The following is a 26,270-nucleotide window of genomic DNA, read 5'->3' as shown; positions in this document are numbered from 1 at the left end:
CAAGGATCTCCAGCCAATTTGCCTGTCCGCACACCTGCATCTTCAACCTTTCCCTCGTCGGAAGGTCAAGGTAAATTTACTCAACAATCCTCATCGCACGACAGAGTTGCGCCGGTCCATTGACATTCCGACATCTTGGAAGATCACGAGGGCCTGCAGCCCCACAGTCAAATCCAGCAGGAGATCTGACCCAATGACTTTCCATCTCGCCCTCAGCCAGTTCGTGCCGTGACAAGAATAGATACTTTATCGGCAGCAAAAGTGACGCCCCTGACATAAGACGGAATATGCAAACCGTTTTTATTCGTGAGATAGCGCAAATGACGGGTCATGCCGGGCATGTCTCGGACATCGTCAGCCGGCTATTCAGGGCTTCCATCCTTGGGCAAACGTTGATCCGGTATCCAAGATTGAGCTCACCGGGAAAGCTAACAGTCCTCACAAGGGAGGTTTGGCTTGGGCGCGAAGAATCAAATGCGAGCGGCCGCCCGAGTTGTAATGAAACAGCATGTCATGCGCCAGCGGTCGTCAGGTCGCTGCAATCTCCGATCGTTGCCGCCAGAATCATCTGATGGCAATTCGTCGGCACGCGCCATTCGTGTGAGCGGGGGCGAAACACCCGGTCGCCGCGATTGATGGCGCGCCCCGTCAGTACGCAGATCGCGGCGACGTTAGCACGGCCGCTGCGCCAGATCTGCTCTGTGTATCGACCGACACACGGATCGCTCCACGAAACGCTGATCGTGCATGTTGACAATCGGTCCACGACCACAATATTGGAAGGCCGCTTCGACAGGCGCCGATGATCTCCAGTCACAGCTTGACATGGACCGGTGCGGCGCTTCTTGAGCGCTACCCATTGCTTCTTCGCACACGCATTGAGCTGATCGGCAGATGGATCAAGGACGTTCAACAATGTGAGAATCACGATATTGTCTTTGGATAGCGCGGTCATCGATCCATCTCCGGTAGCTTGTGTGACCATAGTGCGATAACTGGGATAAGCACGTTCATGTGCGCGGCGGCCAGATCCGGCCACCGCGCCGACCGCTTTAGCCTCCGCCTTGCTCGCGCACCGTCAGCTTGCTGCTAACTGAAGTGACGCCTTGCACTTTCTGCGCCGCATCCACGGCCAGACCATCCTGCTCCTCACTGTCAATCTGGCCAGCCAGCGTCACATGCCCCGTTTTTGCGTCGCCGAATACGGCGATCGACGCTGCCTCGAGGCCTTTGGTTCTGAAAATTGCTTTCTGAACGGTCCTGGAGAACGCGCGGTTAGCTGCGCGAATCGACTTCTTGGTCGTGATGGCCTGCTTACTTGTCGTGATGGTTGTGCCCGACGCAGCCGCCGCCGCGTCCGCGGCGAACGCCGGGGTGTACGCCATGGCCGCAACAGCGAAAGCAAGACCGCTGCTCCAAACGAGTTGCCGAAGTTTCATGATCTGATCCTTTAATTTTAGGTTGGAAAGAACGCTTCAAGTCTGAAAAAATGAGTGAATCAACGGATGAACTGCGCGTCATCAACATGTTCATCGCGAGCGGGCGACGTCGGGCGCGCAAAAACCCTATTGCCGTTGCCCACAGCAGCTCTTCGCCTGAGTGCGGGCGTTGGCGTTCGCATCATCGATTCGCACGGGCGTATAACCGGCATCCGCAATGGCATCGCGCAACTTGTTCGGATCGACATTGGTCGATTCGATCGTCACCAGATGCCCGGCCGGGTCTACGGTGAACTTGGCATCGTCGTCCACGGCCTTCAGCGCTGCGGTAATCGCGCCGGCGCAGTGGTCGCAGGTCATGTCGTGTACTTCGAAGGCAAGCATGAGACTTCTCCTAATGGGTTTTGTCGATGAGACGTCGAAACTATCCGGCTTCCAATCATCGGAATGTCAAGGGGCTTGTTGCAGCTAATACCAAATGCGGTTGCCGGCAACCCACTGCTGATTGAGGAGGGGCCGCTTGATGATCGTCGCGGGCATGAGCAGCAGTGCCGTCAAAGCGGCGCGTCCAAGCCATGTCGTCGTAAGGCACGACATCCCGACCAAGGTGGCCATGCATTTTCAGCACGCCGGCGAGCAACCCGCCGGGATGCGCGGGAAGATCGGCCAGTTGACGCTGGAGAATGATTTTTCTCAACGATGCGCTCATCACGTGAGGACCGCTGATCGAAAGCGATGATTGATCGAACATGCGCACTGCCGGTTTCACAACAGCGGGGCAACACTCCTCACGAGAAATCAGATGCCAAAATCCACGCCGAAATTCCCGCCGCCGCTTGTTGGGTAGCGTCTTTCAGGAAGGGGGTTGTCAGCGCCCGTCTCGCACCGCCGCTTCGGACGCTAGCGAATCGATGATTGGACAATCGGGCCTGTCGTCTCCATTGCAGCTCTGTATCAGGTGATCGACCGCAGCCTTCATCTCTTGGAGCTCTTTCAATTTTCCATCGAGTTCGGCCATGTGTGTCTGCGCCAGTGTCTTAACCTGCCGGCTTGAACGCTCGCGGTTCTGCCATAGCTCAAGCAACTCTCCGACTCGTTCCAACGAAAAGCCGAGGTCCCGGCTGCGGCGGATGAACCGCAGCCTGCTCACGTCCTTGTCGCTGTACTGCCGGTAACCACTGCTCGTGCGGATCGCCCGCGGTAAAAGCCCGAGGCCTTCGTAATGCCGAATCATCTTCGTCGATATGCCGGTCGCGGACGATACTTCGCCGATGTTCATGGTCAAGCTCCTTGCGTCGGGCCAAGCGCGCCGGCGGCGGCTGCCGCGCCCCGCCAGCGACGCAGCATCAGTGCATTACTGACGACGCTGACGCTGCTGAAGGCCATGGCTGCCCCGGCAATGACCGGGTTCAGCAAGCCCAAAGCCGCCAGCGGGATACCCAGCACGTTATACGCAAACGCCCAGAACAAGCCTTGTTTGATTTTCGAGTAAGTACGACGCGACACATCAAACGAATCCGCCACCAAGCGGGGATCGCCGCGCATCAAGGTGATCCCTGCCGCTTCCATCGCCACGTCGGCGCCTGTCGACATCGACAAGCCAACGTCCGCTGCCACCAACGACGGCGCATCGTTCAATCCGTCTCCGACCATCGCCACGACGTGGCCTTGCTTGCGCAGGCCCTCAACAATCGACGCCTTGTCACCAGGCAACAATTCGGCATGGACTTCATCGATGCCCAGGTCCCGCGCCACGGCATTGGCACTGCCCTGGTTATCACCGGTCAGCATCACCGTCTTGATGCCCAGCTCGCGCAGCCGCTTGACGGCCGCATACGACGCGGGCTTGACGGTGTCGCCAAACGCCAGCAGTCCCAACATGCGAGTCCGACTTTCCTCTTGCGCCAGCAACCATGAGATAGTCCGCCCCTCCCCCTCGAGGCGCTCGGCCTCAGACAGCAGCGCTCCCGGAGCCGCGTCAGACTCCTTCATCAACCGCGTGCTGCCCAACAGGAGCTGCCGCCCGCGCACGACGGCCTGCACACCGCGACCGGGCAGAGCCTGAGCGTCCTGTGCCACCGGCACCGCGATACGCTCATCGCGGACCTTCTCCATCACCGCATGTGCGAGCGGATGGTCACTGGTCTTCTGCAGTGCGGCCGCAAGCTGCAGCACCTCTTTCGAATCACCGGCGTCGGCTGCCTCGATCGCGACCAACGACGGCTTGCCTTCGGTCAGCGTGCCCGTCTTGTCGAACGCTACGACCGTCACCGAGTGGGCCACTTCGAGTGCTTCCGCATCCTTAATCAGAATTCCCTGACGGGCGGCAACGCCGGTGCCGGCCATGATGGCCGTCGGCGTGGCGAGGCCGAGAGCACAGGGGCAAGCGATCACGAGCACGGCGACCGCACTGATCACCGCATGCTGCACATCGCCGTTGTAAATAAACCAGCCGACGAAGGTCAACAGCGCCAGCCCGAGGACGACGGGGACGAAGACCGCACTCACGCGGTCGACGATGCGCTGAATCGGAGCTTTTGCCGCCTGCGCCGACTCCACCATGCGGATGATTCTGGCAAGCGTCGTCTCGGCGCCAATGGCCAGCGTGCGGACCTGCAATACACCTTCCTCGTTGACGGAACCGCCGGTCACCTTGTCGCCGACAGCCTTCGCGACCGGCAGGCTCTCGCCGGTGATGAGCGACTCATTGATGTGGCTGCGGCCGTCGATGACTTCACCATCCACCGGTACGCGTTCGCCGGGACGGATAACCACGACGTCACCTACGGCAACCTGCTCAACCGGCGTCGTGACTTCGACGCCATCCACCAGGACGCGAGCAACAGTCGGCCGCAGCGCATTCAGTGAGCGGATTGCATCGGCCGTCTGCCGCTTGGCACGCGATTCGAGCCATTTACCGAGTAACACCAGAGTAATGACCGCGGCCGATGCCTCGAAATAAAGATCCGGTGTATCGCCGTTGCGGTGCTGCCACAACAGGAAAACCGAAAGCCCGTACGCCGCACTTGTGCCCAGCGCGACCAGCAGGTCCATGTTGCCGCTGCCCGCCTTCACAGCTTTCCAGCCGGCGCGGTAGAAACGAGCGCCGAGCCAGAACTGCACGGGGGTCGCCAGCGCCAATTGCACCCAGCCCCCCAGTTCCCACTCGATGCCGACCAACTGCAGCAGCATCGGCAGCAGCAGCGGAAGCGTCAGCAACGTACCGGCGAGCACCGGCCACCATTGCAGAAGACTTGCCGCAGCCGGTGCAGCCGATGCCGCTGATGTGGCCTCGACCGGTTTAGCGGCGTAACCGGCTTTTTCGACAGCCGCGGCCAACGTCGCGAACGACACGCCGCCATTCGCGGTAATAGTCGCCTTTTCGGTCGCCAGGTTTACCGATGCGGCCGAGACGCCGGGGACCTTCAGCAACGCCTTTTCCACCCGGCCCACGCACGATGCGCAGGTCATGCCTTCGATCCCGAGCTCGATCGCGGTGGAGCGGACATCGTATCCGGCCTTGCGGACGGCGTCGGCCAGCGCCCCGACGTTCACATCGGCAGACGCCCGAACCGTGGCTTCCTCGGTCGCGAGGTTGACCGCCGTGCTTTCGACGCCCGGCAGCGCCTCCAGCGCCTTCTCAATGCGCGAGACGCAGCTCGCGCACGTCATACCTTCGATGGGCAGCTTGAATTCCTGGAATTTGGGTGTTGAAGCGGTCGTACTCATGAGGGTGATCTCCGTTTCGTTGGTGTTTCGATGGAGAGCAGCTTCATCGTTCCCATCATCGGAAGGTCAAGCGGTGCATGAAAAAAAATCGACCACGTGACAGCGTTTGCAACAGCTCTATTGACATTCCAACGATAGGAAGCCCTACAGTCCCGCCGTCTCATCGAAAAAACCAGTCGAGAAATCTCATGGCTTACCGACTGCCGTAGATCACGGAGAATTAAATGCAAAGTCGTAATCCACCAACCAGTACGTCGCGGCGGCGCTTCGTTCAAGGCGTGGCCTTGGGCGGTGCCGCTGCTACACTTGGCCTACTCCAGTCCTCGCGCACCTGGGCGCTGAACAGCCCCGACCAGCCGACCGTGTTGAGCGGTACCGATTTCGCACTGGATATCGCCGAGACCCCCGTCAACTACACTGGCCATTCACGTCCGGCCACGACCATCAACGGCAGCCTTCCCGGGCCCACGCTCCGCTGGAAGGAGGGGACCACAGTGACGCTGCGCGTGACCAATCGGCTACGGGTGCCAACTTCCATTCATTGGCACGGCATTCTTGTTCCAACTGAAATGGATGGGGTGCCTGGCCTCAGCTTTCCTGGCATCGCACCGGGCGAGAGCTTCGTCTATCGCTTCCCCGTGCGGCAGGCCGGCACCTATTGGTACCACTCGCATTCACGCTTTCAGGAACAAACGGGGGTGTTCGGCCCGCTGGTTATCGAACCCGCTGGACCCGATCGCATTGCGGTCGACCGCGACTATGTCGTCATGCTCAACGACTGGTCCGACGATGACCCCGAGCACATTTACGCAACGCTGAAGAAGTCGGGCGATTACTACAACTACGCCATGCCCACAGCCCCGGATTTCTTCCGCGACGTGGGAGAGCATGGGCTGAGTAATGCTCTAGCGAGGCGCAAGATGTGGGAGCAGATGCGTATGAATCCGACCGACTACAGCGACGTGTCGGGACAGATCTATACCTATCTGACGAACGGACACTCGCCGGCCGACAATTGGACGGGACTTTTCAAGCCCGGCGAAAAGGTGCGACTGCGCTTTATCAACGGCTCTTCGATGTCGGTCTTCGACGTGCGCATTCCTGGCCTGAAGATGACCGTGGTCAGCGCCGACGGACAGGACGTGGAGCCGGTGAGCGTGGATGAGTTCCGCATTTCCATTGCTGAAACCTACGACGTGATCGTCCAGCCCGAAGACGACCGCGCGTACACCGTGTTCGCCCAATCGATCGACCGCAGCGGCTACGCGCGAGGCACGCTCGCTCCGCGCCCAGGCATGCAGGCGGACATTCCGAAAATGGATCCGGTCGGCTGGTTGGACAAGGCAGACATGATGGGCGCAATGATGATGGGCGGGATGCATGGGCAAGGGGGAATGTCGGGGAAACCCGGGATGGGGATGATGGGCATGATGGCCGCGACGCCGCCCGCGCATCACGCTCGTACCGAATATGGCCCCGGTGTCGACATGCGTGTCGATATGCCACGCACCAATCTCGACGACCCGGGCGCAGGTCTGCGCGGCAACGGTCGCCGCGTCCTCACCTATGCCGATCTGCATACGATCGGCGGGTCGCTGGACCCGCGCGAGCCGAACCGCGAAATCGAACTGCACCTTACCGGCAACATGGAGCGGTTCATGTGGTCGTTTGACGGAGTGAAGTACTCCGATGCAAAGCCGGTTCACTTAAGAACTGGGGAGCGCGTGCGCGTCGTGCTCGTCAACGACACCATGATGAATCATCCGATCCACCTGCATGGCATGTGGAGCGAGCTGGAAAATCCGTCCGGTGGTTTCCAGGTGCGCAAGCACACTATCAACGTGCAGCCTGCGCAACGTATCGCCTATGGTGTGACGGCCGATACGCCGGGACACTGGGCCTACCACTGCCATATGCTCTATCACATGTTTGCGGGCATGTTCCGCGAGGTGGTCGTGTCATGATTAAAACCCGACAAACTACCGCCATGGTCCCGCGGCGCTTTCTGTGGCTCGCGGCGGGACTGCTGGCCGCGCCGGCCCTATCCATCGCCCAGGTGGCTCAGCCCCCCGCCGGCAGTTCGATGCCCTCGACGAACGCTTCGTCGCATGATGAAAATTCGATGGGCGGCATGCAGATGCCTCCCAAGATGAACTCCATGCAAAACGGCGACGCAGCGCCGCACGACGAGCATTTGATGCCCGGCATGCAGATGCCTCCCAAGATGAATTCCGTGCAAAACGGCGACGCGGCGACGCACGACGAGCATTCGATGCCCGGCACGCAGATACCTCCCAAGATGAACTCGATGCAAAACGGCGACGCGGCGACGCGCGACGAGCATTCGATGCCCGGCATGCAGATGCAGCCCATGATGGGCTCCATGCAAAACAGCAACGCTGAGCCGCATGGCAACGGCAAGAATCCGATGCCCATGCGAATGGGGTCCATGCAGGGCGGCAGCGCACCGCCCAACGCGCGCAGCCCCGACTACTCCGAAGGTGCCAGCGCCAGTTCCGAGCCGGGCATGGACATGGACGACGCCGCGCCACTGGGCATGCTGCAATTCGACCAGTTGGAAGCATTCCACGACAAGGACACTAATGGACTGGCTTGGGAAATGCACGGATGGTACGGCAGCGACAGCAATAAGCTGTGGGTCCGCAGCGAAGGAGAACGTAGTGGCGGCCGCTTCGAAGATGCTGATGTCGAGGCGCTCTGGAGTCATGCAGTCGCGGCATATTGGGACACGGAACTCGGCATACGCCAGGACTTCGGTGATGGACCGTCTCGCCATTGGGCCGCATTCGGTGTACAGGGCATAGTGCCTTACAACTTCGATATCGAAGCCACCGGCTACGTGGATCCAACAGGCCGAACCGCTGCCCGCGTGCGCGCGGAGTACGACATGCGCTTCACTCAGCGACTGATCCTGCAACCGGACCTCGAGATCAACGCGTATGGGCGGTCGGATCCTGCCAGGCGCATCGGCGCTGGAATCTCCGACGCCCAGCTCGGGTTGCGTTTGCGTTATGAGATTAATCGGCGCGTCGCGCCCTACATCGGGGTCGAGTGGAAGCGCCGCTTCGGCGGCACAGCCGATTTCGCCCGTGAAGATCATCAAGCCGTCTTCGATCAACACTGGGTCGCCGGCATTCGCATTTGGTATTAGCTGCAACAAAGCCCCTTGACATTCCGATGATTGGAAGCCGGATAGTTCCAACGTCTCATCGACAAACCCCTGTAGGAGAAATCTCATGATTGCCTTTGAAGTAAATGACATGACTTGCGGTCACTGCGTCAGCTTGATCACGAAAGCGCTGAAGGCCGTGGACAACGATGCCAAGTTCACCGTCGACCCGGCCAAGCACCTGGTGACGATCGAATCGACCGACGCCGATCCAAACGAGCTGCAGGATGCCATTGCGGATGCCGGTTACACGCCCGTGCGGATCGATGATGCGAACGCCAACGCCTGCACTCAGGCGAAGAGCTGCTGTGGACAACAGCAATAAGGTTTGCTCGCTCACAGCGTCGCCCTCTCGCGATGAACACCATCATTGCGATACGGCGACGCCGACGACGACACGCCTTATGCAGATATGCCGGACTCACATTCCGGCGTCCCACTTCGGCACAGTCCTGGGTGTCTCCGGTCTCGGGCAGGCGTGGCGCATGGCGGCACGCCTATGGGACCTCCCGCCCGCCGTTGCCGAAGCGCTTCTGGCCATTGCGGGATTGGTCTGGACCATACTCGCCATCGGCTACTTGTGGCAAGCCATCCGGAACTTCGAAGCCGTCAAAGCCGAGTTCCTGCATCCTGTGCAGGGAGGCACGCCTGCGTTGTTGGCGGTATCCACTTTGCTCGTTGCCATGGCAGTCCTTCCATACTCGATTACCGTGGCGTGGTTTCTAGCCATAAGCGGCATCGCATGGCACCTGGGCTTCTCCCTCTGGCACACAGGCACGCTATGGCAGGGCGGCAGGAACTCGGAGGACATGGTGCCGACCCTGTATCTGCCGACCGTTGCCGGCAACTTCACTAGCGCAGCGGCGCTTGGTTCGTTAGGGTCCCCGGACTGGGGTTGGCTATTTTTAGGTGCCGGACTGTTCTCATGGTTGGCCCTCGAATCCCTGGTAATCCATCGGCTATGGCATTCAACAGCGATACCCGCGTGTCAGCGCCCTCTCATTGGCATTCAGTTCGCCCCGCCGGTCGTTTGCGCCATGGCTTGGCTGGCATTGTCCCCTGGTAGCACGGACCACTGGCTTCTCATGCTCTGGGGTTACGGACTTTTCCAACTGCTGCTTGGCCTACGCCTCGGATTGTGGCTCGGCGTGCAGTCCTTTATCCCCGCCTACTGGGCCTATACGTTCGGTATCGCCGCCGCAACGGTCTGCAGCCTCAAGCTAGCGCAGTCGGGCGTGCGATCGGCGCAATTGCTGGCTATACCCGTATTCGTCGGCGCCAACCTGTTCATTGGCTACCTTGCGATACGGACGGTCCGCCTGCTCATCAAAACGTGGTCATCCCATTAGCGGGGTACCCTCCTCTGAGGACTGATTCGGCGCCGGCTGGGTTCATCCTCGCTCGCTGGCCCCGAAGGTTTTGCGCGAGCCTTCGGTGGCAACCGAACACTCGCGTGCTCTTCGCGCCGCCGCATATGTGCTTGCGGATCGGTGCCCGAAAAACCGCACACAAAAGCTGACGTTGAGCCATATCTAAGTTCCATTGTGGACTGGGTCACTCCTCCTGCCAAGCAACTCGATCGCCCTCAATAGCCGCATGCGTCGCCATCGAACCATCGCCGCACACGGCACCATTTCTATTCGCCACTACAACAAACACTTTGTCAGGCAGGAACTGAGAGCGATCTGAGAGGTGGCGAATCTACCACCGCAAATTTTTTCTTTCCATCAGCGACACTAAATCTCGTTTGCGGCGCCCCATAAATCAGCGAAGAATTCACCTCAGCGAAACGCAGCGTTACGGAAGGGACACGCAGCCAGCATCGCTTCGGCGCGATATGAATCGGTATGTATCGTTTTCCGTAGGCAGACTTTATCGGCGTCGTGCTGCCGATTCATTGCACTGCAATCGCAGAACACGAAGGTCACCCATTGCATAAACAGGACAGGAGCAACGAAATGGTCTATCTGCAGATTATTCTCAAGGTCGCAAATGCAAATCGGGCAGCTGCCGCGGGGGTCTACGAGAAATACAAGGCCCCCTTCCTCAACACCATCGCCGGCGCGAAGTCGAAGCAACTGCTGGTGCGCGATGAGGACGTGCAGGTGATGCACGGTTTCGATAGCGAAGCGAACGCGAATGCCTACTTGCAGAGCGAGTTGTTCACCGCGGACGTCGTCGGCGGGCTCAAACCCCTGCTGGATGCAGCGCCGGACGTGCGTATCTATCAAGTCGCCTGATCCCCATACAGCAATGTGCTGCGCTGGCACCTAACCTCTTATTACCTTCTGGGAAGATACCAAAATGATGAATGACTGGAACGACTACCGTGCTTCTTTGCTCGCGCGCGTCGCAGACTACGCGGAGCTTAGCCCGGAAGTGATGAAGGGCCTCCACATGATCGAAAGTTCGCCCGAAAAAAACGGCACGCTCGGCCCAAAGATTCACGAACTGATCTCGCTGGCCGTGGCCGTCACCACACGCTGCGACGGTTGCATCTCGGTGCATACGAAGAAAGCCGTCGAACTGGGCGCGACACGCGAGGAAATTGCTGAAGCGCTGAGCGTGGCCATCGCAATGAACGCAGGACCCGCCCTGGTCTACACGGCGCACGTGTTCGAAGCCCACGCGCAACTGGTCAATACGAATACCTGAATCACCTCTGTACGCGGTCGGCCGCCGATAGTGGGTAAGCCGGCCGTTCATTTTCGGCGTTTGCGGTAAGACATCCATGCTTGTAAATGCAGATTTTTCGCGCCCAGTCGTCGTCACACCAGACCGTTACGACTGGGTCGCCTCCCCTCAGAGCGGCGTCGAGCGCGTGATACTCGACAGAATTGGCGAGGAACAAGCCCGGGCAACCAGCATCGTGCGGTATGCGGCCGGTTCACACTTCCCCGGCCATGCGCACCCGCGAGGAGAGGAGATCTTCGTCCTGTCCGGCACGTTCTCCGAGCGCGACGACCACTATCCGGCCGGCTGGTATCTGCGCAACCCGCCAGGATCCATCCATCAGCCGTCCAGCGCCGAGGGCGCGATCATTTTCGTCAAGCTTCGGCAAATGCACCCGGGAGAACACCACCGAGTTCGCATCGACACACGCGATCCCGGATTCTGGCAGCGCCAAGGTCGGCGCGAGGTATGTCCTCTGTTCTCATCGGATACCGAGCAAGTTTGTCTGCAACGCCTATCGGCAGGCGAAGCATTATTCGACGGCCAGATAGACGGCGCCGAATTGCTGGTATTGGCCGGAAATCTAGTAGTTGGGAAACGGCCCTGTGATCGGGGCAGTTGGGTACGATTACCCGTGGGTAAGTATCCCGAGATCGTCGCCGGCCCACAAGGAGCGACCTGCTACCTCAAGACCGGTCACCTGGCTAATCGGGCCGCGGAGGCATAGGCATGAGAGCAGCGCGCATCGCCATTATCGGGGGTGGACTAAGCGGTCTGTATGCGGCTCTTCTTCTCGAGCAACAGGGCATCGAAGACTACGTGTTGCTGGAAGCACGCTCCACGTTTGGCGGTCGCATTCTTTCCGTGTCGCCCGCCGGAATGGATGAATCAGGCCAAGATACATCCGATACCTTCGACCGCTTTGACTTAGGGCCAACGTGGTTCTGGCCCGAGTTTCAGCCTCAGTTCGATCGTCTCGTCAGCAGTCTAGAACTTGAACGGTTCGAACAGCATGACGTCGGCAGCATGATTATCGAGCGATCGTCAAACGAGGGGCCTTTGCGGGTCCACTCCGGCCACGCTGCATCGCCCCGGTCGATGCGTCTGGTGGGTGGGATGAACGCACTGGTAGCGGCCCTGTGCAAAAAGCTCCCGCAGGACCGCCTCTCTGTCGGTCACAGCGTCAAGCGCGTCCGCCATAGCGGTCAACAAATCGAAGTCGATGCTGAGGATTCGCGCGAACGGCTTATCACTTACCGCGTGCAATTCGTGTTGCTTGCCGTCCCCCCACGCTTGGCGACATCCGCGATCGACTTCACGCCGCCATTGCCGGATTCGATCTCGCGCGCCTGGAGCAATACGGCTACCTGGATGGCATCGCACGCCAAATATGTCGCTGTCTACGACAGGCCATTCTGGCGCGATCGAGGACTTTCCGGCGAAGCCCGTAGCGCTGTGGGACCGCTCGCAGAAGTCCACGATGCCTCGATGCCGGGCGGCAGCGCCGCACTGTTCGGCTTCTTCGGCGTTCCCGCCCACACGCGCAAGCGTGTGCCGGAGCAAGAATTACTGCTCCACTGTCGAGCGCAGTTCAAGCGCATGTTTGGCGCAGAGGCTGAGCAGCCTAAAGCGGAGCTGATCAAAGACTGGGCCGCCGATCCTCTGACCGCGACGGCGGTCGACCTCGAAGGCGCAGCAGGACATGGCGCGGCGCCGCAGGCGACCGTCACGTCGTCACCGTGGCATGGACGTCTGGTGGGAATAGCCAGCGAATGGTCAGTTCGGTTTCCTGGTTATGTGGCAGGCGCCATCGATGCCGCAACCATCGGCGTACGCGAGGCAATCCGTACCGCGGCAGTAAACGGTTGGGGCGTCGGAGTGTAATAGCCGGGCGTCGCAACCAGGAATCGTCTAATCCCCCTACTCTTTGAGACACGAGCATGAACAGCACATATCGAGCAATGCAGTTGAGCCGGCCTGGATTTCTTGAACTGGTCGAACGACCGAGACCCACTCCAGGAGCGGGCGAAGTTTTGATCGAGGTGGAGGTATGCGGAATTTGCGGCGCCGACATCGGCCAGATCGACCGAGCCGATCCCAAATCGAAGCCGCGCGTGCCAGGACATGAAGTGATCGGACGAATTGCTGCCATCGGGGCGGCAGTACCAACGATATGGAAGATGGGGCAGCGCGTAGGCGTCGGCCGCCTCGGCGGCCATTGCAACGAATGCGACCAGTGTCGACGCGGGGAATTCCAACTTTGTCGGAATCAGCCGGTCGTTGGCGTAACGACCGATGGCGGCTACGCCGAAGTGATGATCGCTCGCAGCACTGGCTTGGTTTCGATTCCCGACGAACTCGACTCCGAAGAGGCGGCGCCCATCTTGTGTGCGGGCCTTGCCACCTTCAATGCACTCAAGAAGTCAGGGGCCGAAGCGGGTGATCTCGTGGCCGTGCTGGGCATCGGTGGGCTTGGGCACATGGCGTTGCAATACGCGCGAAAAATGGGCTTCAAGGTCGTAGCCATCGGCCGCGGGAGGGAGATTGTCGACGATGCATTGGCACTGGGCGCGCATGTCTATATCGACACGAATGAAGACGACGCCGCTGCCAAACTCCAGGAGATGGGAGGCGCGCAAGCTATCGTCACGACGATAGGCCACGCCGCCACTGTATCCGCGTGCATTGCGGGCCTCGCCCCACAGGGCAGATTGATCGTGCTGGGCGTGGGCAAAGATCCGTTACCAGTCGCAAGCGGCCAACTGGTCTCCGGAGAAAAGAGTGTCATCGGGTCAATGACAGGCACTCCCTACGAGAACGAAAAAGCGCTGAATTTCAGCGCGCTGACCGACGTTCGGCCAATGATCGAAACCATGCCACTGGAAAACGCGCTTGCCGCCTATGAGAAAGTGAAGAGCGGCGATGTCAAGTTCAGGATGGTCTTAGTCATGCGATAGAAAAACGCATGTTAGTGGGCACCACCCATAATCGCGATGCCGACCGCTGAGCCGGGGTTCTAGCCCAGCGGTCGCCGAACATAGCCGATGCTTCTTCGCTTCGCAACGCTCGCCAGTCCGGGCAATCTAGACCGAACCTATGCCACACGGCCAATCCTCCCCCCCGACCACGTCGCCATTGTCGTCCTCTTACGTTCACGCGAAAGGCAATATCACAAGGCTCACCGTCGCGCAGGCATTTGCCGGCGCGAACTCGGCGATTATCTACTCGACGGGCGCAATCGTCGGGAATGCGCTTGCCCCGAGTCACGCGCTGGCGACACTCCCTATCTCCATCTTCGTAGTGGGGATGGCGGCTTGCTCGCTACCCAGCGGCGCCATCGCGCAGCGCTATGGCCGCCGGACAGCCTTTCTGACCGGCACAGGATGCGGCATGCTTGCCGGCTTGCTTGCAGCTTTGGCGGTAGTAGTGAGCGCTTTCTGGCTCTTTTGCGCAGCAACCTTCTTCGGCGGGGCCTACGCCGCGGTGGTCTTGTCCTTCCGCTTCGCGGCCGCGGATTGCGTCCAGTCAGAGCGGCGTCCGCGTGCACTATCGTTCGTCATGGCCGGCGGTGTCTTCGCGGGCGTGATTGGCCCGCAACTCGTCACCTACACCGTGAACTTGTGGGCGCCTCATGCGTTCGCTGCGACATTCTTGGCGCAAGCAGCCGTCGCCGCAATATCGGCACTTATCCTTTTTGGTGTGCGTCTTCCAAAGACTTCGACGACGGCGGCGCCCGGTGGCCGTCCAATCAGCATCATCGCTCGCCAGTCCAGGTTTGTGACCGCAGTTGTCTGCGCAACCGTCTCATACCTGCTGATGAACTTCCTCATGACGGCGGCACCACTTGCGATGCAAATGTGTGGCCTGCCGCAGACGTCGTCCAACCTTGGGATTCAATGGCACATCATCGCGATGTATGGTCCCAGCTTCTTTACCGGGCGTTTGATCACGCGCTTCGGGGCACAAAAGGTTGTTATGACGGGCCTGATACTCATCGCTCTTTCCGCCGTCGTCGGGTTGGCGGGCGTCGATGTCGCGCATTTCTGGCTCACGTTAATTCTGCTCGGCGTAGGGTGGAACTTCGGCTTCGTGGGGGCGTCGGCTCTCGTACTCGAATGCCATAGACCGGAAGAAAAGGCCCGCGTGCAGTCGCTCAACGACTTCATTGTCTTCGGGACGATGACCTTCGGCTCCTTGCTGTCGGGCGGTCTCCTGACCTCATATGGCTGGAACATGGTGCTCTCGTTGTCATTCATTCCTCTTGCGTTGGCGATGTTTGCTCTGATCGTCTCGGCGACAGCATACCGGCGCAGCGTCGTCAGTTGATCGGCTCTACGACGCGAGGCAATGACCGATTACTGTGCCGATGCCGCCTCCTGGATTAACCATTCGCGGAATGCCACAAGCTTGGGCAGAGACGAGCACTCTCCGCGGTAAACGATGTAGTAAGCCAGTTCGGAGGTCCACTTTACCTTTGGGAACAATTGGACCAGCCGGCCGGCGGCCAGATCGTCGCGGGCCAAGACGCTCCGCGCCAGCGCTACGCCATGACCGTCCACCACTGCTTGCAACACTGCGGCCGAGTTATTGATCCGCATCCCCCGCCTCGCATCGACGTTCTCTACTCCCGCCCGCTTAAGCCAGTCGCTCCACGATGCGAATCCGAGGTGGGTATCGACCGACAGATCGTGTATCAGTGCTTTGCCGGCGAGGTCAGTGGGTGTCCTGAGCTTGCCGTTTTTGGCGAGCCATGCGGGAGAGCAAACGACGTAGACTTGCTCGTCCATCAGCTTTTCCGCCACGAGGCCTGGCCAGGAGCCGCGCCCATACCGCACACCGATATCGATGCCCTGAGCGGTGAAGTCGACCAGCTTGAGGTTCGTGTCGAGCCGAACGTCGGTCTCCGGCCACATTTCGTGAAACCGCTCTATCCGCGGCATCAGCCACTTCCCCGCAAACGATGGACTAACCGCGACCGTCAACACACCGTTCCTGGAGCCTTCGCGCAAGCGATCCAATCCGAGTGAAAGCCGATCAAACCCTGCGCGAATATCAGGCAACGCACGCTCCGCCGTCTCGGTCGGAATGAGGCGGGAACGGCCGCTTGTTCCTCTATGAAATAATGGTGTACCGAGCCACTCTTCGAGCGAGCGAACCAATTGACCCACTGCCGCAGGCGTCACGTTCAGTTCCGCTGCCGCAGACGAGAAGCTTTGGTGCCGAGCGCTCGCTTCAAACGCTCGAAGCGCATTGAGATGTACGGGACCCTTCATGCAAAGATAAACTTCATTGGGAGTTCAAGGGTAAAAAGGGCCCGAGGACTATCCCAGGGCACGTCTCTACTGACGTTTCCGTGCGGGACCAGTGCGTCATAGTATTCGCCCTATGGAGGCACTTCAGATCCGACGTTGCAGTTTGAGCACAGGATATCGCTTTCTGTGGCGCCCGCAATAGAAAGTTTTTCTGTCAATTCGACACACTTTATCTCATTTGCCCACAAGAACAATTCAGCGAAGAATCCGCACTGGGTCGACGATGGTGAGGCCTGTTCCTGGACCGACGTCCGATGCACGACTGCGACTAGTTTTGCTTCTAGTTGTTGTTGGCTTTGATAGTGTCCTTGCCAAGTGAGAAAAGAGGTAGCGGTCGTTCGAACGTTGCGGCTCCGTCGCATCGGCGCAACTGAGATCCGTTTCTTCCCGGCCGTGAGCGCGAGTCCAATTCATTCAAACTTAAGCCTGCCAAGTAGCGGGCGGAGGCATTTCAAATGAGCAATCAATTCAAGGGCAAGAAACTGCTGGTCGTCGGCGGCACCAGCGGAATGGGGCTGGAGACGGCCCGTATGGTTCTCGCCGAAGGCGGCAGCGCGGTAATTGTGGGCCACCGCGCGGACAAGGCCGAAGAGGCGCGCAAGGAATTGGCCACATTGGGCCAGGTAACGCTATTGATGGCCGACCTATCGAGCAACGACGGGCTGGCCGCTCTGCTCAAGGCGATCGACGAGCAGTACCCGGATATCGATCTGCTCGTCAATGCGGCCGGAATCTTCTTTCCCAAGCCGTTCCTGGAGCATCAGGACGCAGACTATGATCAGTACATGAAGCTGAACAAGGCGTTTTTCTTCATCACGCAGAAAGTCGCCGCCAACCTGGTCGCCAGGGCTCGCCCCGGCGCGATTGTAAATATCGGCTCAATGTGGGCAAAGCAAGCCATCGCAGCAACCCCGTCGTCCGCATACTCCATGGCCAAGGCTGGTCTGCATTCGCTGACTCAGCACCTCGCAATGGAACTGGCACCCAAGCACATCCGGGTCAATGCAGTGTCGCCAGCAGTAGTCCAGACGCCAATCTACGAAGGCTTCATTCCGAAGGCAGAAGTGCACAGCGCGCTGCAGGGTTTCAATAGCTTTCATCCCATCGGCCGCGTGGGCACGCCGCAGGATGTCGCCGAAGCGGTCACCTTCCTGCTCTCGGACAAGGCAAGCTGGGTAACCGGCGCCATCTGGGACGTCGACGGCGGTGTGATGGCTGGCCGTAACTGATATCCACCGAGACAAGACGCTCGTTTCCCGGTTGTCCTTCCGACAACCGGCGGCATTGCTCAGCTACTGCCGGCTCACCGACAGCGCCCGCTACTGTCTCAACTCCCTCGGGGCGCCCCCAAGCCGAGCGTCTTTCCCCGCATCCGCCCGGGCGGTGGGTTCGTCCCGCAGGCGCATAACGCTCGACCCGCCGCATCCCAGTCGACAGGCGGCATGGAAGTCGATTGATGTGTGCAGCGTTGCCGGGACGTGAGAAGTCGATCTCTACGACGTTCTCGTATGCCCATCGATCCCAGCGCCTTCGAGATGAATTCGGACCCGCTATCTGCCTTGATCAGGCGCGGTATTGGCCGATCTGATGTGATGCGATAGAAAGCGACAACTACGTCTTCGCCTTTTAGCGACGCCCCGACACCGATATCCAGACACTCACGTCTGTAGTTGTCGACAATCGTCAGCGTGCGCAGGGCTCGCGTCTTACGTCGTCTACCGGAAGGAATGTGCTGCGTTGCCGAGACTTTTCGCGTTTCGTGATTGGCTCCTTAGCGAGGCTTGCGTCGACTGGCATACGAACTAGGTTGGTCATCCGCTCATTTCGAGTGACCGCTTTGTCGATATACGATTATCGAATGGGCGCCAGCCAGCGCTAGCGCGATCGCGTCAGTCCCGCGATGTTGCTACCGGCATCGGCTATCTCGTGAGGCGAGTCACCCCGTTGCGAGGCTTCTGTATTCATTGGGTCACTCCCGGTCCGTTTGGTCGGCCACCATCCGTTGCGCTGGCGCCCAGAGATCGTGCGCCATCTTCAGGAACCCGGCGATATAGGCGACATCTTCTTCGCCCTTGCGGACCCCGACATTGATGCTCTTGCTCAAGCCATGCTCGCCGAGCCGGATGGTCCGCACAGGCAACCCGCTCCCCTCCTCCGCCACGAGCCAGTTCGGTAAGACGGCGATGCCGCGACCGGCTGCAACCAGTTGCAGCATCAGTTCAGTCTGCTCGGCCGTCCGATGAAATTTCGGCTTGCAGTGCGCGGGCACCAGAAAGCGCGTGAAGATGTCGAGGCGCTCCTTGCTCACGGGAACCGTGATCAGTTCCTCGCTCATCAGGTCCTGAGGCACAGCGAACTCCCGTGTGGCGAGCGGATGGCGCTCCGGCACCACCAGCATCAACTCATAGTCGATGACGGGAGCGAACGTGATGTCCGGCACGTCGATCGGGTCGGGCGTGATGAGCAGATCGATTTCGTACCCAAGCAGCGCGGCAACGCCGTCAAAACGGAATGCGGTGCGCACATCGAAATCGACATCGGGCCAGGCCGCGAGATAGTGCGGCGTGAGCCGGGTAAGCCATTTCTGGCACGGATGACATTCCATGCCCACGCGCAGCGCTCCACGGCGACCCTCCGCGAAATTCGTCAGCGTCCGTTCCGCGTGCTCCATCTGCGGTATCACGCGCCCGGCGAGGCCAAGCAGATATTCGCCGGCGTGTGTGAACCGCAGTCCGCGGCCGTTCTTGGTCCAGAGCTTGACGCCATGCCGCTCTTCGAATTTTCGAACCATGTGAGAGAGCGCCGACTGCGTCACATTCAACCGGTCGGCCGCCGCGGTCACGCTGCCGAGGCGATCCACTTCCATCACGATCGAGAGGTACTGGAGGTCTAGCATCCCTGTTCTCCATCAGCGCAACGCTTCGGTGCTTCGCGGGCGATCGACGCTATCGGTGCACTGCATCGGCTCCCGCGACGATCTCGCTTTTCGCAAAGTGAGCGCAAACCCGGCCAGACCCAGCACCGGTCCCGGCACCAGCAGCCACATCGCATCGAGTCCGACATGTTCGAAAAGCGAGGTGCTCGCTCCAATCGATAACACCGTGATCGCAAAGCCAATCGAGTTCTGGATCGCGAGCGCGCTTCCCACGAGCGCGCGCGGACATGCGTCGGCAGCGAGCGCGGAAAACTGCGGCGAGTCAGCGGGGGCCGACGCGCCCCAGATCAGCAGAAGCACTGCCATCGTTTCGGGAGCCAGGTGACGCCAGCCCAAAGCGAAGACGAGCCCACATAGACCGGATATCGCGAGTGCGCCTGTCGCCACCTTCGCACTGCCGAGGTATCGCGACAGAACGCCGCCGAGCACGGAGCCCAATGCGCCAATCCCGATCACAATGAATGACATCGCCGACACACTGAGACCCGCAAATGCACTCGTCAGAGACGTATGGGAAATCAGCAGCGGCACAGCGGTCCAAAACGCGTAAAGCTCCCACATGTGGCCGAAATATCCGAGCGTCGCGGCCCGGAACCGGCGAACGCGAAACGCGCTGAGTAGGGATGGCGGCGACGTCGCTGGTGTCTCCTTGTTGCGCGCGGAACGGGGCGACACGACAGAGTGCGGCCCATCGCCGAGCGCGCCGATAATGCCGGCCCCACCGACAGCAAGCAACGACGACGCGGAAATGACCAGCTGCCATGAGAGACCCGCTCCCAGTACGCGCATCGCGTGGGGTAGTGCGGTGCCGAGTATGAGCATCCCGACAAGCTGCGCGAGCGCCTGACCCGTGCGATTGGGTGCCCAGCCGATGATCAGCTTCATTCCCATCGGATAGATACCGGCGAGGCAGATACCGACGCCGAACCGGAACAGCGCGCCACTCACGAGACCGGTCGACAGCCATGCAAAGCCAAGGTTGAACAGCGCACCGACGACGGCGCTGCAGACGAAGATCCTGCTCGCGCGAAAACGATCGGCGGCGCCGCTCAGCGAGACGACGAGTGTGCCGAGGATGAAACCGAGCTGCACTGCGCTCGTCAGCCAGCCGATGTCAGCCGCGCTGATGTGCCAGATTTTCACCAGGTCGCCGGCAGTACTGTTTGCACTGAACCACAGTGCAGTACCGAAGAGTTGCGCGATCGAGATTGCGGCGACCGGGCCTATCCCTTGAACGAGCAGTTTCCGCACGCAAGTCGCCCCGATCATCGATTCGCGAGGGGCGCCTGAGCGCTGCGCAACTGGTCGAGCCACCGCTCGTCGCGAGGGGACGGACGACGATGCAGCCGCTCGTTGAGGATCGCATGCGCTTTCCCGGCCTCGCCGCTTCGCATGAGCGCAACCAGAAGCGTGTCCTCGACGACCTCGCGCTGCGCGCCGCTTCCGCCGATTCGCACGACGTCTCGCGCGACCGGCTCGAGGATCTCCGCGGCGAGTGCGTACTTTTCTTCGGCGAAGGCCAACGACGCGCGGCAGATCGCCGGGACGACGGGGCCGGCCGGAAGCTTGCCTCCGTCGATGAGCCTGTTGAGCACGGCAACGCGTTGTTCGACGGCTTTGCTGTCGCCCGTCGCCGCGGCTACCAGCGCCATGTGGAAGTCAGCGAATGGAAACCCCGCTTCCTTGAAGTAATCTGACGCGTACTTTGCGGCGGCGTCCCACATGCCCGCCGGAACAGCGTGGCCGTAGGCCTGCATGCGCCAGAGAAACGACGACGTGTCGCTGACGATGTTGATCGGCGTGCCGAGCGACGCAGCCGGCGCGACATGCTCGTTGTAGATGGCGAGCGCCCGCCCGGTGTCTGCCCGCTCAAGTGCGATGAGCGCGCTATGCCATGCAATGTGGCCGTGAAGCACGCCTGTCTTGTCGTACTCCGGCAGCCAGCCGGTGATCATGTCTTGCGCCTCGTCGTTCGCACCGGACTCGTACAGCACGTGGGCGACGGCGTGCGCCGCGTTCACGTTGTGTCGCCGCAATTGCAGCGCGCGTTGCGTGAGCGCGCGTCCGAGCTGGAGGTCGCCGTTTTCGCCGTGCGCCCATCCTCGATAGGTCAGAAACCACCAGTCGTCGGCATCGAAGTGTTTCGCGTGGCGTTCGCACAGGTCGACGCGTGCCTGGTCGTGGTCGGCCATGCCGGAAAACGCGAAGAGGCCGAACGCCCCAAGCGGCATCGACAGGATGACGATGTCCCGCGGCCAGCGGTCGGTGTGCGCGAGCGCGGCAGTGAGTGCCTTGGCCGCCTGTCCGTTGATGGCCAGCGACAGCACGTCGACGTGGCTGCGCTCACGTTCCGTCCCGTTACGGGCGACGAGATCGAGCGCCTTCGCGATCTTTGCGCGAGCCTGAGCCGGCTGCACGCTGATCGCATGCAGGCGCGCGCGGGCGGCGTACGCCAGCGCGAAATCGGGGTCGGCCGCGATCGCCTCTTCCAGTGCTTCGCCGGCGCCCGGCCACAGCGACAGCAGCAGGTCGACACCCGTACGGTATCGCTCTGCGGCGAGGTCGGATGTTGTCGAAAGCGGCAGATCGTAGCGGTCGAGGCGGCCCATAAATCGGTTACTCCGGAAATTTGTTAGCAATCGGGCGCGGCTGTCGGCTGCGGTCGGCCCTGTCGCGCATCAATACGCGGGACTGTCATTAAACCAGGTTTTCCCGTGACAGTATTTCGACTGGTAGTCAAAATGTATAGAACATCTGCCAATCGGACGAACGACATGAACTGGGAAACAATCGAAGCCCCGGCGGACGCCATATCCCCTGCACCGCTGACAGTCCGCGCGCAGTTCATCCCGGCGCGTCACTTCTTTCCGGAGCACTCGCATCGCTGGCATCAGATGGTCTACGCGATTTCCGGAGCGTTGACGGTGATATCGGAAGGCGGGTCGCTCGTGATCTCCCCGGAGCAGGCCGTGTGGCTGCCGACCGGGCTCCGTCACAAAGTGGGCTCACTTCTCGGCGCTGAGTTTCGCAGTCTGTGGATAGCCGAAGAGACCGGTCGCGCGCTCTCAGGCACGGCTCCGATGGTGTTCGCTGTTTCGCCGCTGCTGAAGGCACTCATCATCGAAGCGGCGGCCATCGAGGGACGGCAAGACGATGACGGCTACGCCGGTCGAATCACCCATCTCATTCTCGACCAGCTCCGGCGAACGCGGCCTCTGCCGACGGCGTTGCCGTGGCCGAGAGACGGCGCGCTCGCGACGCTTTGCGAAGCGCTTTATTCAGATCCGGCAGACCCGCGTGGACCGGAAGACTGGGGGTGCGTCCTGGGAATGTCGGCCCGTACGCTGGCGCGACGTTTCGTCAGCGAGACGGGCATGAGCTTGCGGTCATGGCGCCGCCGAATGAGGCTGTTCAGGGCGATCGAACTGCTTGGCGGCGGCATGGGCGTCACCCGCACAGCGATGGAGCTTGGCTACGGCTCGACATCGGCGTTCGTATATGCGTTTCGTCTCGAGATGGGCAGTAGCCCGCAGGCGTATATGCGCGGTCGTGGCGAGGAAGTGGGAAACCGGTCCGCGTCGCCGACCGCCCGGGTCGGCAGCGAATGATGGCAAACAAGTGCACGGCATGCGCCAATGCATTGAGGGCGGCTGCCACGGTGGTCCGTGGCAGTCCGCCCTCATAGGCTTAATGAAGTCGCGAAATCGATTCGACGCTCCGCGCGGGGGTCGGGTGGCCGTCAGGCCAGCTGATCCTCGGGCTTGACGGCATCGACTTCGTCACGCGCCTGAGACGTGTCTTTGCGGACGTAGAACCGGTAGGCCGCATACACGACCAGCACCCAGACGGCCGAAACAACCAGCGACATGCGCATATCCGGCAGGATCGCGATACCGACCAGCACCGCCACCACGAACGCGAGCGCGATGTAGTTGCTGTATGGGTAGAACGGCATCCGGTACGCGATCTGGTCTTCTTCGCCGTTCTGGATCTTCAGCTTCCGGAACCTGAGATGGCTGATGACGATGGAACCCCATGCACAGACCAGCGCGAACACTGTCACCGAAGAAAAGAGTTCGAACGCCTGCTCAGGCATGATGTAGTTCAGCAGCACGCCCGCGAACATCGCGGCAAACACCATAAGGATTGCACGGTGCGGCACCTTGCGTGAATTGGTGACGCCGAGAAAGGCCGGCGCGTTCTTCTGCAGCGACAGGTTGTAGAACGTGCGGCTGTTGGTGAACACGCTCGCGTTGACTGCCGACAGCACCGCCATGATCACGACCAGATTCATGATGCTCGCTGCGGCCGGAATGCCGATCTTCGTGAAGACCTCGACGAACGGGCTACCCTTCGTCGTCAACGACGTCCACGGGAAAACCATCAGCAGAACTGCGATCGCACCGACGTAGAAAATCAGCAGTCGCCAGAACGTCGCATTGACGGCCTTCGGCATCGTCGTTTTGACGTCCTTCGCTTCGCCGGCGGCAAGACCGAGATTTTCGACGCCGCCGAACGAGAACGCGACCATCACCACCGCGAGGAATGTGCCGCTCGCCCCCTTGGCAAAGAATCCGCCGTGGCCGACGAGGTTGTGATAACCGATGGGCACACCGTTGTTGCCGATGCCAAACACGATCATGCCGACGCCAAAGATAATCATCGCGACGATCGCGATCACCTTGACGAGCGAGAACCAGAACTCCGCCTCGCCGTATATCTTGACGCCGATGATATTGACGACAAACATCAGCGATACCGCGGTGCCGGCCGTCACCCAGATCGGAATGTGCGGGAACCAGAAATGAACGTAATTGCCCAAAGCATTCAGGTCGGCCGCACTGGTGGCCAGCAGAAAGATGAATGCGTTCCAACCGTTCAGAAAGCCTGCGAAGCGGTGAATGTAGCGGTTCGAATACGACACGTACGAACCGGACACCGGCTCTTCCACGGCCATTTCACCGAGTGCGCGCATGACGAAGTAGATGGCGATAGCGGCAAGCAGAAAGACCAGCAGAATGGCCGGGCCAGCTGTTCTGATTGCCCAGGAAGATCCGTAGAACAGTCCTGTGCCGATTGCGCCGCCAATGGCAATCATCTGGATATGGCGGTTCTTAAGATCTCTTTTCAGATCTTCCCGCTCGTATGTCTGTACCTCGATGCTCTTGCTCATGTCACCTCCAAAGAAATTAATCGTTTGTAGTTTTTTTAGGTTTAAAGATCGTTGAAACGCTGATCTCAGATGTGGTGTTTGTCCGTGCGAATACCGCTACGCACTACTATTTTTTTCAAACCTCAAACCTCAAACCTCATCTCCCGTTGCATCGACCTCGTGATTTGTGAAGCCGATGTCCCGACTGCATGCCGTGTTCTCTCAGGTCATGGCATACATCGGTTCTCTAGCCCCGATGGTCAGGGTCAATCGCGGCTGTTCGAGTCAGGTCGTCTAAAGGAGCGCACCGTGCACGATGGTCGTGTGCCACGGGCTACTTTCAGCACTGTGTTTTGGTCGCGCGCCTTCATGGGACGAGATCTGGCGCGCTCCAGCAGTTCAGAGTTCAGCGAGCGCGGTCGTCAGGCGGCGGATTGCTTCGTCCAGCGTGGAACGCGGACAGCCAAGGTTTGCACGCATATACCCATGCCCCTCGATGCCGAACTTCGGCCCGTTATCCAGCCAGAGCCGCGCGTCGATCAACATGAAATGTTTGAGGACATCAGGGTCCATCGCGAGTCCCCGGCAGTCCATCCAGGCGAGGTAGAGCGAATCGGCAGGTAGAACCTCGATCTTCGACGTGAGGCCGTGGACCGCATTTCGGAAGTACGCGTGATTTTCACGCAGATACCGCAGCAATTCTTCGAGCCACGGCTCACCGCGAGAATAAGCAGCTTCGGCCGCGACCATCCCCAGCGTGTTGACGGATGAGTACATGTTCCTGTCAAACTGCCGACGCAATTCCTCGCGAACGCAGCGGTTGGGTACGAAGAGATTGGCGCTCTGAAGTCCCGGCAGGTTGAAGGTCTTGCTCGGCGCCGTGCAGGTGATGCTGTTCTCCGCAAACGCTTTCCCGAGCGACGCAAATGGGATGTGTTTCTTGAATGGATTCACAATGAGATCCTGGTGAATCTCGTCCGAGACCACGAGCACGCCATGCCGCAGGCAAATTTCCCCCATCGTACGCAGTTCGCCTTCTGACCAGACGTTGCCCGTCGGATTGTGCGGATTGCTCAGAATGAAGAGTTTCGTGTTGTGCCTGATCGCTGCCTCGAACGCCTTTTCGTCGAAGCGATATACGGTTCCCGTGCGCTCGAGCGGCGCATAGGTCAGCTGGCGCCCGTTCAGCAGGACATCGTCGTGAAAATGCGCATACACGGGCGGTTGAATCAGGACCGAGTTGCCCGGTGAAGAAAATGCCTGAATGGCCGTTTTCAACGCGGTGATGATGCCGCTGGATTGAAGCACCCATTCGCTCGGGACCTCCCAGCCAAAGCGCTTTGCCTGCCAGCCCGTTACCGCGGCGACGTAGCTTTCGGTCGCTCCGCGCGAATACCCGAATACACCGAACTCGACGGCCTCATGCAGTGCATCGATGACGACTCGCGGCGCCCGGAAGTCCATATCCGCGACCCACATCGGCAACGGGTCGGCCGCGAACTCCTCTGCTGTGAGCAAGCTTTCGCTAAACGCCCACTTCAGCGAATTGGAGCTTTTGCGGTCGATAACTTCGTCGAAAATCGAACCGACTTTTCCGGCACCTGCGGCGCCGCTTACGGGCATTTCACAATGAAGCTTCACGATGACTTCCATCCGCAATAGACGGCACGCCGGCGGCGTGACCTCGAATTGCGGCTAGAGTAGCAGCGCGAAATTCTGGGCAACAATGGTATGTTCTCATGGAGCAGTGAGCATAGCTCATGAATGCCGGTCGGCCTTGTGTGAGAAGGGTTTCAGACGGCGAGCGCGACGATGAATCGCGACACCATGTTGAATACGG

Annotated in this window: 24 protein-coding genes and 1 pseudogene; 12 read left to right on the top strand and 13 right to left on the bottom strand. The window is 60.2% G+C overall.

The annotated features are described in order from the left end of the window. Positions 1-511 precede the first annotated feature (511 nt). The 6 genes from BN2476_RS38915 to BN2476_RS38890 all read right to left on the bottom strand — a co-directional run bounded on the left by BN2476_RS38915 (position 512) and on the right by BN2476_RS38890 (position 5,168). On the bottom strand, positions 512-955 hold the full coding sequence (locus BN2476_RS38915) for a DUF3331 domain-containing protein (protein WP_087739500.1): 444 nt from the start codon (positions 953-955) through the stop codon (positions 512-514). A 97-nt stretch (positions 956-1,052) separates the two neighbouring features. Beyond that, complete coding sequence (locus tag BN2476_RS38910; protein WP_087739499.1) at positions 1,053-1,439, bottom strand: BON domain-containing protein; 387 nt, start codon at positions 1,437-1,439, stop codon at positions 1,053-1,055. A 126-nt stretch (positions 1,440-1,565) separates the two neighbouring features. After that, the gene (locus BN2476_RS38905) at positions 1,566-1,823 is read right to left on the bottom strand and encodes a heavy-metal-associated domain-containing protein (RefSeq protein ID WP_087739498.1); all 258 of its coding nucleotides are present in this window, start codon (positions 1,821-1,823) and stop codon (positions 1,566-1,568) included. A 55-nt stretch (positions 1,824-1,878) separates the two neighbouring features. Next, positions 1,879-2,190, bottom strand: a complete 312-nt coding sequence (locus BN2476_RS46000) for a hypothetical protein (protein ID WP_143811147.1) — start codon at positions 2,188-2,190, stop codon at positions 1,879-1,881. A gap of 117 nt (positions 2,191-2,307) precedes the next feature. Continuing rightward, on the bottom strand, positions 2,308-2,718 hold the full coding sequence (cueR, locus tag BN2476_RS38895) for a Cu(I)-responsive transcriptional regulator (RefSeq protein ID WP_087739496.1): 411 nt from the start codon (positions 2,716-2,718) through the stop codon (positions 2,308-2,310). A gap of 2 nt (positions 2,719-2,720) precedes the next feature. Next, entirely contained in the window at positions 2,721-5,168 is a 2,448-nt protein-coding gene (locus tag BN2476_RS38890) for a heavy metal translocating P-type ATPase (protein ID WP_087739495.1), read from the bottom strand. A 224-nt stretch (positions 5,169-5,392) separates the two neighbouring features. Here BN2476_RS38890 and BN2476_RS38885 point away from each other — a divergent pair, with 224 nt between their 5' ends. The 10 genes from BN2476_RS38885 to BN2476_RS38840 all read left to right on the top strand — a co-directional run bounded on the left by BN2476_RS38885 (position 5,393) and on the right by BN2476_RS38840 (position 15,357). Beyond that, a complete protein-coding gene (locus tag BN2476_RS38885) occupies positions 5,393-7,132 on the top strand; it encodes a copper resistance system multicopper oxidase (protein WP_087739494.1) in 1,740 nt (579 codons plus the stop codon). Next, positions 7,129-8,340, top strand: a complete 1,212-nt coding sequence (locus tag BN2476_RS38880; protein ID WP_087739493.1) for a copper resistance protein B — start codon at positions 7,129-7,131, stop codon at positions 8,338-8,340. The genes BN2476_RS38885 and BN2476_RS38880 overlap by 4 nt, the downstream gene beginning before the upstream one ends. Before the next feature lie 85 nt (positions 8,341-8,425). Next, complete coding sequence (locus BN2476_RS38875; protein ID WP_087739492.1) at positions 8,426-8,683, top strand: heavy-metal-associated domain-containing protein; 258 nt, start codon at positions 8,426-8,428, stop codon at positions 8,681-8,683. After that, entirely contained in the window at positions 8,586-9,707 is a 1,122-nt protein-coding gene (tehA, locus tag BN2476_RS38870; protein ID WP_438942939.1) for a dicarboxylate transporter/tellurite-resistance protein TehA, read from the top strand. The genes BN2476_RS38875 and tehA overlap by 98 nt, the downstream gene beginning before the upstream one ends. Positions 9,708-10,316: 609 nt before the next feature. Then, on the top strand, positions 10,317-10,598 hold the full coding sequence (locus tag BN2476_RS38865) for a hypothetical protein (protein WP_087739490.1): 282 nt from the start codon (positions 10,317-10,319) through the stop codon (positions 10,596-10,598). Between the two features lie 64 nt (positions 10,599-10,662). After that, positions 10,663-11,013, top strand: a complete 351-nt coding sequence (locus tag BN2476_RS38860) for a carboxymuconolactone decarboxylase family protein (protein ID WP_087739489.1) — start codon at positions 10,663-10,665, stop codon at positions 11,011-11,013. Positions 11,014-11,089: 76 nt separating this feature from the next. After that, positions 11,090-11,758 (top strand): cupin domain-containing protein, encoded by a 669-nt coding sequence (locus tag BN2476_RS38855; RefSeq protein WP_087739488.1) that lies wholly within the window; start codon positions 11,090-11,092, stop codon positions 11,756-11,758. 2 nt (positions 11,759-11,760) lie between these two features. After that, positions 11,761-12,915: a flavin monoamine oxidase family protein gene (locus tag BN2476_RS38850; protein ID WP_087739487.1), complete on the top strand. Its 1,155-nt coding sequence runs from the start codon at positions 11,761-11,763 to the stop codon at positions 12,913-12,915. Between the two features lie 56 nt (positions 12,916-12,971). Next, complete coding sequence (locus BN2476_RS38845; protein ID WP_087739486.1) at positions 12,972-13,988, top strand: alcohol dehydrogenase; 1,017 nt, start codon at positions 12,972-12,974, stop codon at positions 13,986-13,988. A 139-nt stretch (positions 13,989-14,127) separates the two neighbouring features. After that, on the top strand, positions 14,128-15,357 hold the full coding sequence (locus BN2476_RS38840) for an MFS transporter (RefSeq protein ID WP_087739485.1): 1,230 nt from the start codon (positions 14,128-14,130) through the stop codon (positions 15,355-15,357). Positions 15,358-15,386: 29 nt separating this feature from the next. Here BN2476_RS38840 and gcvA read toward each other — a convergent pair whose 3' ends face one another. After that, entirely contained in the window at positions 15,387-16,304 is a 918-nt protein-coding gene (gene gcvA, locus BN2476_RS38835; protein WP_087739484.1) for a transcriptional regulator GcvA, read from the bottom strand. 494 nt (positions 16,305-16,798) lie between these two features. Between gcvA and BN2476_RS38830 the strand changes: the two genes are divergently transcribed. Further along, positions 16,799-17,572: an SDR family NAD(P)-dependent oxidoreductase gene (locus tag BN2476_RS38830; protein ID WP_087739483.1), complete on the top strand. Its 774-nt coding sequence runs from the start codon at positions 16,799-16,801 to the stop codon at positions 17,570-17,572. A gap of 241 nt (positions 17,573-17,813) precedes the next feature. Here the strand turns inward: BN2476_RS38830 and BN2476_RS38825 are convergent. The 4 genes and pseudogenes from BN2476_RS38825 to BN2476_RS38810 form a co-directional block, all read right to left on the bottom strand. Next, positions 17,814-18,045, bottom strand: a pseudogene (locus BN2476_RS38825) (DDE-type integrase/transposase/recombinase); the annotation flags it as partial. Between the two features lie 267 nt (positions 18,046-18,312). After that, on the bottom strand, positions 18,313-19,239 hold the full coding sequence (locus tag BN2476_RS38820) for a LysR family transcriptional regulator (RefSeq protein ID WP_087739482.1): 927 nt from the start codon (positions 19,237-19,239) through the stop codon (positions 18,313-18,315). A 12-nt stretch (positions 19,240-19,251) separates the two neighbouring features. Continuing rightward, positions 19,252-20,547: an MFS transporter gene (locus BN2476_RS38815; RefSeq protein WP_087739481.1), complete on the bottom strand. Its 1,296-nt coding sequence runs from the start codon at positions 20,545-20,547 to the stop codon at positions 19,252-19,254. After that, entirely contained in the window at positions 20,544-21,887 is a 1,344-nt protein-coding gene (locus BN2476_RS38810) for a tetratricopeptide repeat protein (protein ID WP_087739480.1), read from the bottom strand. Before BN2476_RS38810 ends, BN2476_RS38815 begins: the two co-directional genes overlap by 4 nt. Positions 21,888-22,019: 132 nt before the next feature. On the opposite strand from BN2476_RS38810, the gene BN2476_RS38805 reads away from it, so the two are divergent. Further along, positions 22,020-22,886, top strand: coding sequence for an AraC family transcriptional regulator (locus BN2476_RS38805; protein WP_328590442.1), 867 nt, complete (start codon positions 22,020-22,022; stop codon positions 22,884-22,886). Positions 22,887-23,017: 131 nt separating this feature from the next. On the opposite strand, the gene BN2476_RS38800 is transcribed toward BN2476_RS38805, so the two are convergent. Continuing rightward, positions 23,018-24,451, bottom strand: a complete 1,434-nt coding sequence (locus tag BN2476_RS38800; RefSeq protein WP_087739478.1) for an amino acid permease — start codon at positions 24,449-24,451, stop codon at positions 23,018-23,020. Positions 24,452-24,829: 378 nt separating this feature from the next. After that, the gene (locus tag BN2476_RS38795) at positions 24,830-26,083 is read right to left on the bottom strand and encodes a MalY/PatB family protein (RefSeq protein ID WP_087739477.1); all 1,254 of its coding nucleotides are present in this window, start codon (positions 26,081-26,083) and stop codon (positions 24,830-24,832) included. Between the last annotated feature and the right edge of the window lie 187 nt (positions 26,084-26,270).

The organism is Paraburkholderia piptadeniae (assembly GCF_900007165.1).
In the GTDB taxonomy this organism is placed as follows: Bacteria; Pseudomonadota; Gammaproteobacteria; order Burkholderiales; family Burkholderiaceae; genus Paraburkholderia; species Paraburkholderia piptadeniae.
The sequence above is the reverse complement of the archived record's forward strand: the minus strand, read 5'-3'. Positions and strand labels throughout refer to the sequence as shown.